Below are 13,769 nucleotides of genomic sequence, written 5' to 3' on the forward strand. Positions count from 1 at the left end.
AGGTACCCGAGATTGGCTACTGTTTGTATCGACGGTAATGCATCTATGGCAAACCCCATAGGCCGAGAACGATACAGAAGGTGCTTGATCTGGGGATGCTCTCCACCTCGGTGGAGAGAGGATGTCACATGAAAAAACTTTACACTACTTGGAAAATGGCATTTTCACAACAAATTGATATTAAAAGACGTGTTTTGGACAAATGTCAAAAAAGAGCGCATTTCGCGCTCTTTTTAAACTTAAGGAGCTGGATAGTTTAGAAACTGACATTCGCTGCCTTTTTGGCTGCCAGAACCAAATTGTAAAGGATATATGTCACGACAAAATTGAGTATAGCAGCAGGGATGACTACAGCTACAAAAGTGGGACCAAATATAGACATCTTAAATGCGCCAAATAGTGCAGCGAGAGTTAAAAATACAGTTCCGCTTATGCATGTGCCTAAGAGAGAAAGAATCCCCAATTTGATCTGATTGTGGAGTTTACCCAGGCCGTAAAACAGAAGCAATACGATAAATGCGGTTATGAACTTTTCGATAAAGTTAGGGATTTGCCCACCGGGCATACCTGTGGTTAGAGCGGTAAAAAGTCCACTTAAGAAAGCTGTTATTAACGTGTTTTTGACCGTTGGGAACAATACGATGCAGATAAACATCATTGACAGCAAAAGATCGGGCTTAACTCCTGCGAAAATCGGCGGCGTAAGGTAATGAAGGAGAAGACCTATTGCTATCAGCAGAGCGATAGTTATCTCCTGTCTTAACTTCATAAAAATAATACCCCCTTAGATAATTTAATATAAAAAATAAAAGCATTTCATCGCAAGGGACGAAATGCTTTACTTCCGCGGTACCACCCCAATTAGGCTGTGCCTCACTCAAGGTACATATGCCCAGCATATATACCCGGTCTTTGTTAACAGGAGACCAACCCTGGCTATGGCTACTAAAATTCACCACGCATCTCCCGGACCCATTCAATGCGCTTAAGGTATCGGCTTCCACCATCCCGACTCGCTTTGACCAATCCGCGCATTTACTATTTCCGTTCATCGATTTTATATTATATTCAATCTCTATTATAATATATCATAACTAACCCCAATTTGCAATATATTTTTAAAATCATATTTGTACTATCTGGAGAATACATTGTAACAAGTTGGGGAAAGGAGACTTTGCTATGTTAAATATGATAATTTTTAGCTTTTTCGTGGGGATTATTGGCACAGGAATTGGAGGTCTTGTGGCTTTTATTTATAAAAAACCTACTAACAGGCTTATAAGTACCACACTGGGTTTTGCTGGTGGTTTGATGCTGGCTGTGGTGTGCTTTGATCTTTTACCTGAGGCCTTTGAGGTAGGGGGATTGATTAATGGGATTGTAGGCATGGTTATAGGCGTTTTGCTGGTGACGTATTTTGATATGTGGGTAGGCGAAGTGCTACCGAATAATCACAATATGAAAGGAATTGATTATATAAAAATGGGTGTATTAATGGGTATGGCTATTGCAGTACACAATTTTCCTGAAGGTTTGGCGATTGGGACCAGTTTTTCCACGTCGAAAGAACTGGGAATGAGTTTGATGCTTGTAATAGGGTTACACGATATTCCTGAAGGTATCGCCATGGCGGCACCTATGAGCATTGGCGGGGTAAATAAATTTAAGGTGTTTATGTACACCGTGCTATCAGGCATACCTACAGGTGTGGCTGTGCTTATAGGTTTGTATTTGGGGAAGATATCGCCTATGGTAATTTCGCAATCCATGGGTTTTGCAGGCGGTGCCATGTTGTATGTTACATGTGGAGAGATGATCCCACGCTCAAGGAATATATACAGAGGAAGAATTTCGGTTCTCGGGATGATTTTTGGCGTGATTGGAGGTATAATAATCACGAGAATTTTTAGATAAAGAGGGTTGAACAGATGACAAAAATTTTTCGCGTGAGTAAAGAACAACCTGAAGTGGATGTATTAAGGGAAGCTGCAAAATATATATTAAATGGCGGTATTGTAGCTTTTCCTACAGAAACTGTGTATGGATTGGGAGCTAATGCATTAAATCCCTTGGCAGTGAGGAAGATTTTTGAGGCTAAAGGAAGGCCACAGGATAATCCGCTAATCGTACATATTTCAGATATTGAAGATGTTTATAAATATGCGCAAAAAGTACCTGACAATGCCAGGACATTGATGGATAAATTTTGGCCCGGTCCTATGACTCTGGTGTTTAAAAAAAAGAATATAATACCTGATGTAATAACTGCGGGTTTGGATTCTGTAGGTATTAGGATACCAAGCCATCCGGTGGCGAGGGCTTTTATAAAGGAGTGCGGCGTGCCAATAGCGGCTCCCAGTGCAAATATTTCAGGGAAGCCCAGTCCAACCAAGGCAGAGCACGTCCTTGAAGATTTAAATGGTAAAATAGATGCCATAATAGATGGTGGGAGCTGTGATGTGGGGGTTGAGTCCACAGTCATCGACGTGACGCAGTCTGTTCCCATGATATTGAGACCAGGAGGTATAACATCTGAACAGATAAGGGATGCCATTGGCGAAGTGGCTATTGATCCGACAATAAAGGGAGAGGTTATGAAGGAGGATTTTAGGCCAAGGGCTCCTGGTATGAAATATAAGCACTATTCTCCTGAAGCGGAAGTTTACATCGTTAAAGGCCGGATAGATGAGGTAGTCAAAAAAATCAATGCTTTAGCAGAAAAAGACTTGTCAGAGGGTAAAAAAGTGGGTATAATGGCTACAGCGCAGACACATAAAATGTATAAATATGGTAAGATAGTGGTGGTTGGTGATCGCGAAGATGCATTGGGTATCGCTCGCAATCTTTTTGATGTCCTCAGGGAATTTGATAATGCAGGGGTGGACATAATATACGCCGAGGCTATTGATGAAGAAGGTTTGGGTTTGGCCATAATGAATCGCCTGGTAAAGGCGGCTGGTTATAAGATTTTGAATTTATGAGGAGGTCATTATGAAGACAGTGTTATTTGTCTGTACGGGAAATACTTGCAGGAGTAGCATGGCCGAATATATATTTCGCGATATGTTAAACAAAAGGGGGGATGTCAAAGGGATCAAGGTATTGTCAGCAGGTATAAGCGCTTTTCCAGGTGCTATGGCTTCACCTGAAGCTATTGAGGTAATGAAAGAGCTGGGTATAGATATGTCACCCCATAGATCCCGGGCTTTGACAAGGGAAATGATAGAAAAATCAGATCTTATACTGACCATGACGAGCGAACACAAAAGACAGATCTTGAGTATCGTTCCGCAAGCTGAGAATAAGGTGTTTACCTTAAAAGAGTTTGCTCAGATGGAGGAAAAAGATATACTTGACCCATTTGGTAAGACCATAGATGTATACCGCAATAGTGCTCAGGAGATAAAAGAAGCTCTTGAGAAGTCCATTGATAAAATCTTGGCTATAAGTGAGGAGGAGAAAGGATGATAGCATTAGGTGCCGACCACGGTGGTTATGAACTGAAAGAAGAGATAAAAAAGTATTTAATGCAAAAAGGTTATGAGGTAAAAGATTTTGGTACTTTCTCAGAAGAGCCAGTGGATTATCCCGATATGGCTGAGAAGGTGGGTGAGGCTATTATATCAGGGCAATGTGATAGAGGTATACTTTGCTGTGGGACGGGCATTGGTATTTCAATAGCAGCCAATAAAATACATGGCATAAGGGCTGCTAATTGCAGTGATAGTTATTCTGCCAGGATGGCCAAAGAACATAACAATGCAAATGTTTTGTGCCTTGGAGGAAGGGTTGTAGGTAAAGGGCTTGCTATAATGATCGTAGAAGAATGGCTTAATGCCAGATTCCAAGGAGAGAGGCATCAAAGGAGAATAGACAAGATAGCGCAACTTGAGAAAAAATATTGAGGAGGATCTTTATGTACGATTACTGCAAGAATGTTCACGTTGTCGATCATCCTATGATTCAACACAAGCTTTCTATAATCAGGGATAAAAATACAGGAACAAAAGATTTTAAAGACCTGGTAGAAGAAATATCTATGTTTATGGCATATGAGGTGACCAGGGATTTGCCACTAGAAGAGATTGAGATCGAGACGCCGATTTGCAAAACTAAGGCAAAAATGCTTTCGGGTAAGAAGCTCGGTGTTATCCCAATCTTGAGGGCAGGGCTTGGCATGGTAAATGGTATTTTAAAGCTGGTGCCTGCTGCAAAGGTTGGCCATATAGGAATTTATAGGGATCCTGAGACCTTAAAACCGGTGGAATATTACTGTAAACTGCCTACAGATATAAATGAGAGAGAACTTATTGTCGTAGATCCTATGCTGGCGACAGGTGGGTCGGCGGTTGCGGCTATTTATTTTTTGCTTCAAAGAGGTGCTGATATACGAAATATTAAACTTGTCAATCTTATTGCAGCGCCTGAGGGGATAAAAGCGGTTACGGAAAAATATCCAGAGATTGAGATATTTGTAGCAGCTGTCGATGAGAGGTTAAATGAACACGGCTATATTGTGCCTGGTTTAGGAGATGCTGGTGACAGACTTTTTGGTACGAAATAATGGAGATGACGTGTATGAGGCCTGATTGGGATGAATATTTTATGGAAATAGCCCACGTAGTCATGAAAAGGTCTACTTGTTTAAGGAGGCATGTGGGCGCTGTGATAGTCAAAGACAAGCGCATACTGGCAACGGGTTATAATGGTGCACCATCTGGGATAGCTCATTGTTCTGAGGTAGGATGCTTGAGAGATCAGATGAATATACCATCAGGCGAAAGGCATGAACTGTGTAGAGGTCTGCATGCGGAGCAGAATGCCATAATTCAGGCAGCTATGTCAGGAGTGAGCATAAAAGGTTCATCAATATATGTAACAAATCAGCCATGTTCATTGTGCGCCAAAATGATAATAAATGCAGGAATTATACGGGTTATATACAAAGGAGATTATCCTGATGAGTTTGCCATTAAACTGTTAAATGAAGCAGGTATAAATGTTAACAAGATGTAAACAATAGTTTGGCGTTATTGACTTATGTATGTTACTATTATATACTTATTATGTATATCTTATTATGGTAGAATGAGCATGGAAGGATGATAAAATGTTAAAATATATCCTTGCCTTTGTTATCGCGTTTTTATTGACATGCGTATTTACACCTCTTGCAAAGAAAATTGCATATGCGATTGGCGCTATCGACGTGCCTAAGGATGAGAGGAGGGTACATAAAAAGCCTGTACCTTTATTGGGTGGCCTTTCTATCTATTTGTCTTTTTTAGTGGGGGCTATTATTTTTGTGCCTAAAAACTCTCATATATTAGGATTATTGATTGGTTCGACAATAATAATTATCGTAGGCGTTTTGGATGACAAATATGAACTCAGTGCTATTGCTAAATTATTTGGACAGATAATGGCTGCGGTAGTGGTCATGGTGTACGGGATGAGGATAAATGTCATTTCTAATCCGTTTGGAGATAGTATAAATCTTGGACTTTGGGCTTATCCTATTACCTTGATATGGATTGTGGCTATAACCAATACTTTAAATCTTATAGATGGATTGGACGGGCTGGCGGCCGGCGTTGCAGGCATTGCGTCATTTTTCTTATTTATTGTTTCCCTTCTCAATAGCAGGGATATAGCGGCAATTTTGACGATTATCACAGCGGGTTCTGCATTGGGATTTTTGCCTTTCAATTTTAATCCGGCGAAGATATTCATGGGAGATACAGGGGCATTGTTGTTGGGCTTTATACTTTCGGTCATATCGGTGGAAGGAGCCATAAAGGGAGCAGCAGCTATAGCTATAATCGTACCTGTACTGGTTTTGGGCCTGCCGATATTTGATATGATAGTTTCTATTATCAGGAGAAGTATAAAGGGAATGCCCATCATGCAGGCGGACAAAGGACATATTCACCATAGACTTCTAGATATGGGCATGAGCCAGAGGCGGGCTGTTATCTATATGTATATTATTTGTATAGTGCTAGGTATAAGTGCCATTGTCGTCAGTGCTGGGAATACACTGACAGGTATTCTGGTCATTTCATTGGTGATTTTGCTGGCGATGATTTTGACAAAGCGCATGAATCTTATAGGTCTAAACGATGATAGGTATAGAGGTATAACGAGGTAGATGGAGGATTATAATGCTAAAAATTATAAGTGTCTTTGGGACCAGACCTGAAGCGATAAAGATGGCGCCATTGATAAAAGAATTAGATGGCAATACTGATATAAATTCAAAGGTATGTGTTACGGCTCAGCACAGGGATATGCTTGATCAGGTTTTGAACTATTTTGATATAAAGCCTGATTATGATTTGAATATCATGAGCTCAAGGCAGACATTATCACAGATTACATCAAGGGTGTTGCTGGGCATGGATGATGTACTGGAAAGAGAGAAACCTGATCTGGTACTGGTCCATGGAGATACCACGACCACCTTTGCAGCTGCTCTTTCGGCGTATTATCATAAGGTGATGGTGGGCCACGTGGAAGCGGGGTTGAGGACCCACGACAAATTTTTCCCATACCCTGAAGAAATGAACAGGAGGCTTACAGCTCCATTGGCTGATATGCATTTTGCGCCTACGGCGTCTGCCAAAGCAAATCTCTTGGACGAAGGAATTGCTGAGGGCAGTATTTACGTGACGGGTAATACGGTTATTGATGCTCTCAAGTGGACAGTAAAAGAGGGACACTTATTTGAAAACCAGGCTTTAAATGATGTTGATTATAAATCCTACAGGGTTATAACCATGACGGCTCACAGGAGAGAAAATTGGGGTAAGCCTCTTGAGAACATATGTTATGCCGTACTGGATATTGTGCAAAGGTATAAAGATGTTTTAGTGATATACCCTGTTCATTTAAATCCTGCTGTGAGGGATGTGGTCTTTAAGATCCTAGGTTCTGCTGAGCGGGTTATGCTTTTAGACCCGTTGAGCATGGTGGATATGCACAACCTCATTAAGCGCTCCTATTTTGTGATGACGGATTCAGGTGGGCTTCAGGAAGAGGTGCCGTCACTGGGCAAGCCTGTTCTGGTTTTGCGGGATGTTACTGAGAGACCTGAGGCAGTAGAGGCCGGAACGGTGAGGTTGGTGGGAACGGAAAAAGAAGTGATAGTCAAAAATGTTATGAAATTGCTTGATGATCAAGCTGAATACGCCAGGATGGCTAATGCCATTAATCCATATGGAGATGGATATGCCTCAAAGCGTATTGTACAGGCGATAAAATATAAATTCGGGCTAACAGCTGAAAAGCCAGAGGAATTTATGCCGCAGGTTTAATAATGCGGCATTTTGCTATTGTTGAGGGGAGATGCGTTATGAGGTACAGAGTGGAGCATGACTTATTAGGTGAGATGGAGGTGCCTGAAGAGGCTTATTATGGCATAAATACCCTGAGGGCTGCTTATAATTTCCCCATAACCGGCAGGCCTGTCCACAGGGAATTGATAAAGGCTATGGTTATGGTAAAAAAAGCAGCTGCCATGGCCAATATGAAGCTGGGATTGCTCAAAAGAGAGATTGGAAATGCAATAATAACAGCATGCGATAGGATACTTGCAGGTGAGTTTGCTGATCAGTTTATAGTGGATAGGATTCAGGGTGGTGCCGGAACATCTACTAATATGAATGTAAATGAAGTTATTGCCAATGTGGCTATAGAGCAGCTGAAAGGACACAAAGGCGATTATAGTTTGGTGCACCCTATTAACCACGTCAATTTGTCTCAATCTACCAATGATGTATACCCTACGGCTCTTAGAATTGCGGCTATAAACCTTTTAAAGCCGCTCAGTGAAGAATTCGCTGATTTGCAGGAGGCTTTACAACAAAAAGAAAACCAATTTTCTTCGGTAATTAAGATGGGCAGGACAGAACTTCAAGACGCTGTACCCATCATGCTGGGACAGGAGTTTGGAGCATACGCTCAGGCCATAGCCAGGGATCGCTGGAGGCTTTACAAGGTTGAGGAAAGGCTGAGGCAGGTTCCCTTAGGTGGGACGGCTGTAGGAACAGGCCTTAACGCAGATGTCCGTTATATATACATGGTTATTGATATTTTAAGAGATCTAACAGGCCTGGGTCTTGCTAGAGCGGAATACATGATGGATGGAATACAAAATGCTGATGTGTTTGTAGAGGTATCAGGGCTTTTAAAGTCTGCAGCGGTGAATTTGAGCAAGATAGCCAGCGATCTCAGGCTTATGTCGTCAGGGCCTGAGTGCGGGTTTGGAGAGATAAAGCTGCCTGCTATGCAGGCGGGATCGTCTATAATGCCGGGAAAAGTAAATCCCATAATACCTGAGATGATAAATATGGTGGCGTATCAGGTAATTGGCAATGACCTTACCATTACTATGGCGGCCGAAGCGGGGCAGCTGGAGCTCAATGCTATGATGCCGCTTATTGCGTCAAATCTTCTGGATTCTATTGAGATGATGACAAATGCCGTAAGGGTTTTTATAGAAAGGTGTATATCAGGGATTGAAGCTGATGTGGAGAGATGCCACAGATATGTATTTGAGAGCGTGGGTCTGGTGACAGCATTAACACCATACATTGGTTATGATAATGCTACAAGGGTGGCTTCAGTGTGTAGGGAGACCAATAAATCTGTAAAACAAGTGGTTCTTGAGATGGGCCTTATGGGCAAAGAAGAACTGGAGAAGGCGCTTAATCCTTATGAGATGACAAAACCAGGGATCAAAGTGATTAATGGATAAAGTATCAAGAGGTGATGATTATGAATGCAACGCCAAAATCGGAAAGGCTGCATATCGCCATATTTGGGAGAAGAAATGCTGGTAAATCCAGTATCATAAATGCGCTTACCAATCAAAATGTAGCACTGGTTTCTGATGTAGCCGGCACCACAACGGACCCGGTGTATAAGGCTATGGAGCTATTACCTATCGGCCCTGTGGTATTTATTGATACGGCGGGCATTGATGATGTGGGCGAATTGGGTCAAATGAGGGTAAAAAAGACCTATGAGGTATTAAACAAAACGGATCTAGCTGTATTGGTTGTGGATTCATCAACAGGGATTGGCGATTACGAGAAGGAGCTTTTGAATAAAATAAGGGAGAAAAAAGTGCCGGTGGTCGGTGTTATCAATAAAACCGATCTGCATAATATATCTGACGAAGTACTTAAAGCGTGGGAGAAAGATCTGGGCATCAATTTCGTCAGGGTGAGTGCGGTTTCCAAAAGCGGCATAAGCAATTTAAAAAGGGCTATTGTAGTCAATGCACCTTACGATGATACGGAGATGAGCATAGTAGGAGATCTAGTACGGGATGGCCAGATAGCTGTTCTGGTGGTTCCTATAGATAAAGCGGCTCCTAAAGGTAGGTTGATATTGCCGCAACAGCAGGTCATAAGGGATCTGCTGGATCACGATGCCATTGCCGTGGTAACAAAAGAGCATGAGTTAAAGAGAACGCTGGAGAGTCTTAATCAGAAACCTGCTTTGGTGATAACCGATTCTCAGGCATTTTTAAAAGTAGATGCTGACACCCCCAAAGATATTCCGATGACATCATTTTCCATACTTTTTGCCCGCTATAAAGGGGATTTGAATCAGCTGGTAGCGGGTGCCAAAGCTATTGAGGCCCTCAAGCCTGGCGATAAGGTTCTTATAGCGGAAGCTTGTACCCATCACAGACAGTCCGATGATATTGCCACAGTAAAGATACCCAGGTGGTTGAGGCAGCTTGTAGGTGGTGATCTTGAATTCCACTGGGTTAGTGGAGGGGATTTTCCGGACAACCTGCAGGAGTACAGGCTCATCGTGCACTGTGGCGGCTGTATGATCAACAGGAGAGAGATGATGTACAGGCTTTCGGTAGCGGCTGAAAAGGGTGTGCCTATAGTAAATTATGGCGTACTTATAGCTTACGTGATGGGTGTTCTGGATAGGGCATTGGATCCATTTCCGTTGGCCAGTATGACTTTTAAGGGACTGATTTGAAATTTGGGGTAGCCATAGACTTAAAGCTTGTGAAAGGAGCGATGGAGATTAATAACAGGAATTTCCTTTATTACGCCGGACTTTTTTCATATATAGGTTTTGCTATTGCTATACCGATCATTGGTGGAACACTACTAGGGTATTACATTGATGAGAGGTTTGGCAGGGGTCATATATTTATTTTTGTGTTTTTGATATTAGGGCTTATAGATGGTTTTTACAATATGATAAGAATTGCTCTCAGAAGTTCAGGAATGAGAAAAAAGCGCTAAACTTAGCGCTTTTTTTAAATGTAGATTATTAAATTATTATGCTATAATAAAACTAAGGGGGAAAGGGGGAATTCTATATGGACGAAAATGGTATAAGCGTGAGGGAGTTGCTGAAAGAAACGGCAATCGCTTTCATAATTCTTTCTTTATATTTTTTGCTGACGGGTAAGCATGCGCTATTTTATGGATTTGCTATAGGTCATGGAATGTATATGGCAGGTATTTATCACCTTGCACACATTACAGCCCATGTTTTGTCATTGCATGCTATTCACGTATCTGTGGCTAAACCATTGGCTTTTCTGAGTTTTGGTATGAGATACGGGGTTGCTGCAATCATTTTAATTCTCATTATAAATCACGATTTAGAGATGTTTTACGGTGCTTTAATAGGCATTGTTCTGGTGATATTGATAATAGTTATGGATAGCATTGTTTGTTATGTAAGAAATTATATAAATGCGATGATGCAATGAAGCCAAATTTTGTGTTATAGATTTTATATCGGTGTATAAAATTGGGCGATGATGTCAATAATTATAAATGTAAGCGGCAAGTACACAGGTGAATTTATTCTCCCCCTTGTAAATTTGCCTACCTTGCCGCTATATTTTTGACCTTGGAGGTGTGTTATTTTGGTAAAAAAGATTATTATAGGAATAATGATTTTGATATTTATAATTTTGGGTTATAATCCGGTTATGTCTTATGAGAACAAACCGATGGAGGAGTCGGTTCAAAAAGCATTTAGATACAGTGGCGCGAAAATCAATACGATTAACATCAATGGGTGGGCTATTGTTCAGGAGAAATTTATTGGTATAGATCTCATGAAAAAATGGATAGAGGATATCAGAAAGGAATTGAATCTTGAGAATGTGAAATTAACTGAAAAAGACTATAATACATTTAGAGAAGTAAAGATGGAATACTCAGGTGATGAAAAGAGGGTAGTTGTGATATTTCAGTCGTTACATGAAGATGTTCCACAGACCTATTTAATAGTGGATGAGTACTTGGATGACTTTCAGTATATAAATGATAAAACCGATATAGAAAGGGTATTTGAAAATTACAACAAAAAACCGGAAATTTCAATACTCTGTGAAGGAACCTTTGACGGACGAAAATCTTATAATGAATTAGAAGCAATAAAAAATAAGGTAATCAATTCAATACATGGGTCAGTAATAAATGAAGGCTATTACGGCAATTTTATAAGCACAACAGCTTATTCGCCAGAAATAAAAGAATATATCGCGATAGGTGGTGAGAAAATAAATATAAATGTGGCTTTAAGATACAGCAGTTATGATGATAAAACTCATATTTATATTGGTTCGCCCATTATCACAAGTGAATATTGAAGGAGTTGAGGAGGTGTGGCCAGATTAATAGTAGAAAAAAGCCCACCATTAAAAGGTCATGTAAAGGTGAGCGGTGCTAAAAATTCTGTACTTCCGATTATGGCAGCGTCGCTAATGAGCGAAGGAAATATTGTGTTACAAGATATACCCAATCTTGAAGATGTGGATGTCATGAAAGATGTGCTTGATGCCATCGGCAGTCAGGTGCAGTATAAAGGAAGAGGAATTATCGAGATTATCACTCCAAGGATTTTAACGTGTGAAGCTCCCAATGATTTGGTAAAAAAGATGAGAGCGTCTTTTCTCATCATGGGTGCTTTACTGGCCAGAACAGGAAGGGCCAGAATGTATATGCCTGGTGGTTGCAATATAGGGGTAAGGCCTGTGGACCTGCATTTAAAAGGTTTTTCAGCCTTAGGTACAGAAATAATACAGGAGCACGGATATATAGAAGCCAGGGCTAAGAAATTAAGAGGGACGACTATATACCTTGATTTCCCCAGCGTGGGAGCTACCGAGAACATAATGATGGCAGCATGTTTTGCTGAAGGTCAAACAGTGATAGAGAATGCTGCGGAAGAGCCTGAGATTGTGGATCTGGCCAATTTTTTAAATAAAATGGGAGCAAAGATAAAAGGTGCGGGTACAGATACGATTAAAATAGAAGGTGTGAAGCAGTTAGGCTCTGCCGAACATAGAGTTATTCCTGATCGGATTGAAGTTGGTACATTTATGGCGGCGGGAGCTATTACGGGTGGAGATATTGTAATTGACAATGTCATCATGGATCATGTGGTTTCAATAGCGGCTAAGCTTAAAGAGGCTGGGGTAGAGATAATACCCTATGGTAATTCGGTCAGAGTAAGAAGTGATGGCTGCTTAAAAGCTACGGATGTAAAAACACTTCCGTATCCTGGATTTCCAACAGATATGCAGGCTCCATTTATGGCTTTGATGAGTGTTGCCAGAGGCAACAGCATAATTATTGAAACGATATTTGAAAATCGCTTTTTACATGTGGAAGAATTAAAAAGGATGGGAGCAAAGATCAAGATCGAAGGCCGCAGCGCCATTGTTGAAGGCGTTCCAAAATTGACAGGGGCTCAGGTGAAAGTTACTGACTTGAGAGCAGGGGCAGCACTGGTATTGGCTGGCCTTGTAGCTGAAGGAAAGTCAGAAATAACCGATATATTTCACATAGATAGAGGGTATGAGAGACTTGAGGAAAAGTTAAAGGGGTTGGGCGCAATCATAAATCGTGTCCAGGATTAGTGAGTACAGTACAAAGACAAGGGCTTATCGTTGTACAGGCCCTTTTTTTGTTGTATACTATTATTCAAATAATATATAAAATAGAAGTAAGCTTATAAGGGAGAAGACGATGAAGAAAGAGCTACTACACATATACGATAGATTATATAGGTACTTTGGGCCACAGCATTGGTGGCCTGCGGAATCAGAATTTGAGGTTGTCGTGGGAGCCATATTAACACAAAGCGTTTCTTGGAAAAACGTCGAAACTGCCATACAGAATTTAAAAAAAGAAGGTATATTGACGATACAAGGAATCGCAGATGTGGATAAGGGAAGGTTAGCTGAGCTAATAAAATCCACGTTGTATTACAACCAAAAGGCAGAAAAACTTAAAAGGTTTTGCAACCATCTAAAAGAAAATTACGGCTGCAATATATTTAAACTTTTTAATAAAGAAATGTATGATTTAAGGGCGGAATTGCTAAGTATAAAAGGTATCGGAAAAGAAACTGCGGATTCCATAATTTTATATGCTGCCAAAAAGCCTATATTTGTGGTGGATGCCTATACAAGGAGGATTTTTCATCGGCTGGGTTATTTTAGGGAAGATGAGGATTATCAGAGTATGCAGGACTTTTTTATGGGAAATCTGCCGCCTGATGTGGATATGTTCAACGAATACCATGCATTGATAGTGGCAGAGGGGAAAGACTTTTGCACTTCCAGAAAGCCTAAGTGTAACGCTTGCCCTTTGAGTGATATATGCAAATACTGGCGCAAGTAGTTCAACTCAATCTTTTTATTGAATAATGATTATAGTATAATAGGCGTATAATATTTTTTACATCATTTTTGGGTTTTGCAA

16 protein-coding genes and 1 other annotated feature are annotated in these 13,769 nt (G+C 40.8%); of the genes, 15 read left to right on the forward strand and 1 reads right to left on the reverse strand.

All coding sequences use genetic code 11. From position 1 onward, the window contains the following. Positions 1 to 256: 256 nt before the first annotated feature. Positions 257 to 769 (reverse strand): tryptophan transporter, encoded by a 513-nt coding sequence (locus tag BUB87_RS02310; RefSeq protein ID WP_073341494.1) that lies wholly within the window; start codon positions 767 to 769, stop codon positions 257 to 259. A gap of 52 nt (positions 770 to 821) precedes the next feature. Next, positions 822 to 1,061 (reverse strand) — a binding site (T-box leader). Positions 1,062 to 1,182: 121 nt separating this feature from the next. On the opposite strand from BUB87_RS02310, the gene BUB87_RS02315 reads away from it, so the two are divergent. From BUB87_RS02315 to BUB87_RS02385, 15 genes are all read left to right on the forward strand, one after another. Beyond that, complete coding sequence (locus BUB87_RS02315; protein WP_073341495.1) at positions 1,183 to 1,917, forward strand: ZIP family metal transporter; 735 nt, start codon at positions 1,183 to 1,185, stop codon at positions 1,915 to 1,917. A 14-nt stretch (positions 1,918 to 1,931) separates the two neighbouring features. Beyond that, a complete protein-coding gene (locus BUB87_RS02320) occupies positions 1,932 to 2,984 on the forward strand; it encodes an L-threonylcarbamoyladenylate synthase (protein ID WP_073341496.1) in 1,053 nt (350 codons plus the stop codon). Between the two features lie 10 nt (positions 2,985 to 2,994). Next, entirely contained in the window at positions 2,995 to 3,471 is a 477-nt protein-coding gene (locus BUB87_RS02325; protein WP_073341497.1) for a low molecular weight protein arginine phosphatase, read from the forward strand. Then, a complete protein-coding gene (rpiB, locus tag BUB87_RS02330) occupies positions 3,468 to 3,908 on the forward strand; it encodes a ribose 5-phosphate isomerase B (protein WP_073341498.1) in 441 nt (146 codons plus the stop codon). The genes BUB87_RS02325 and rpiB overlap by 4 nt, the downstream gene beginning before the upstream one ends. A gap of 11 nt (positions 3,909 to 3,919) precedes the next feature. After that, positions 3,920 to 4,567 (forward strand): uracil phosphoribosyltransferase, encoded by a 648-nt coding sequence (upp, locus tag BUB87_RS02335; RefSeq protein WP_073341499.1) that lies wholly within the window; start codon positions 3,920 to 3,922, stop codon positions 4,565 to 4,567. A gap of 14 nt (positions 4,568 to 4,581) precedes the next feature. Continuing rightward, entirely contained in the window at positions 4,582 to 5,019 is a 438-nt protein-coding gene (locus BUB87_RS02340) for a deoxycytidylate deaminase (protein ID WP_073341500.1), read from the forward strand. 94 nt (positions 5,020 to 5,113) lie between these two features. Continuing rightward, positions 5,114 to 6,154: a glycosyltransferase family 4 protein gene (locus BUB87_RS02345; protein ID WP_073341501.1), complete on the forward strand. Its 1,041-nt coding sequence runs from the start codon at positions 5,114 to 5,116 to the stop codon at positions 6,152 to 6,154. A 13-nt stretch (positions 6,155 to 6,167) separates the two neighbouring features. Beyond that, positions 6,168 to 7,319 (forward strand): non-hydrolyzing UDP-N-acetylglucosamine 2-epimerase, encoded by a 1,152-nt coding sequence (wecB, locus tag BUB87_RS02350; protein ID WP_073341502.1) that lies wholly within the window; start codon positions 6,168 to 6,170, stop codon positions 7,317 to 7,319. A gap of 38 nt (positions 7,320 to 7,357) precedes the next feature. Next, a complete protein-coding gene (locus tag BUB87_RS02355) occupies positions 7,358 to 8,761 on the forward strand; it encodes an aspartate ammonia-lyase (RefSeq protein WP_073341503.1) in 1,404 nt (467 codons plus the stop codon). A gap of 20 nt (positions 8,762 to 8,781) precedes the next feature. After that, positions 8,782 to 10,011: a [FeFe] hydrogenase H-cluster maturation GTPase HydF gene (gene hydF, locus BUB87_RS02360; RefSeq protein WP_073341504.1), complete on the forward strand. Its 1,230-nt coding sequence runs from the start codon at positions 8,782 to 8,784 to the stop codon at positions 10,009 to 10,011. Continuing rightward, complete coding sequence (locus BUB87_RS02365) at positions 10,008 to 10,283, forward strand: AtpZ/AtpI family protein (protein ID WP_084110791.1); 276 nt, start codon at positions 10,008 to 10,010, stop codon at positions 10,281 to 10,283. Before hydF ends, BUB87_RS02365 begins: the two co-directional genes overlap by 4 nt. 77 nt (positions 10,284 to 10,360) lie before the next feature. Further along, a complete protein-coding gene (locus BUB87_RS02370; RefSeq protein ID WP_073341505.1) occupies positions 10,361 to 10,759 on the forward strand; it encodes a hypothetical protein in 399 nt (132 codons plus the stop codon). 159 nt (positions 10,760 to 10,918) lie between these two features. Beyond that, positions 10,919 to 11,650: a YwmB family TATA-box binding protein gene (locus BUB87_RS02375; protein ID WP_073341506.1), complete on the forward strand. Its 732-nt coding sequence runs from the start codon at positions 10,919 to 10,921 to the stop codon at positions 11,648 to 11,650. 15 nt (positions 11,651 to 11,665) lie between these two features. After that, the gene (gene murA, locus BUB87_RS02380) at positions 11,666 to 12,922 is read left to right on the forward strand and encodes a UDP-N-acetylglucosamine 1-carboxyvinyltransferase (protein WP_073341507.1); all 1,257 of its coding nucleotides are present in this window, start codon (positions 11,666 to 11,668) and stop codon (positions 12,920 to 12,922) included. A gap of 109 nt (positions 12,923 to 13,031) precedes the next feature. Next, positions 13,032 to 13,688, forward strand: coding sequence for an endonuclease III domain-containing protein (locus BUB87_RS02385; RefSeq protein ID WP_073341508.1), 657 nt, complete (start codon positions 13,032 to 13,034; stop codon positions 13,686 to 13,688). Positions 13,689 to 13,769 lie beyond the last annotated feature (81 nt).

The sequence above is a fragment of the Caldanaerobius fijiensis DSM 17918 genome (genome assembly GCF_900129075.1).
Lineage (GTDB): Bacteria > Bacillota > Thermoanaerobacteria > Thermoanaerobacterales > Caldanaerobiaceae > Caldanaerobius > Caldanaerobius fijiensis.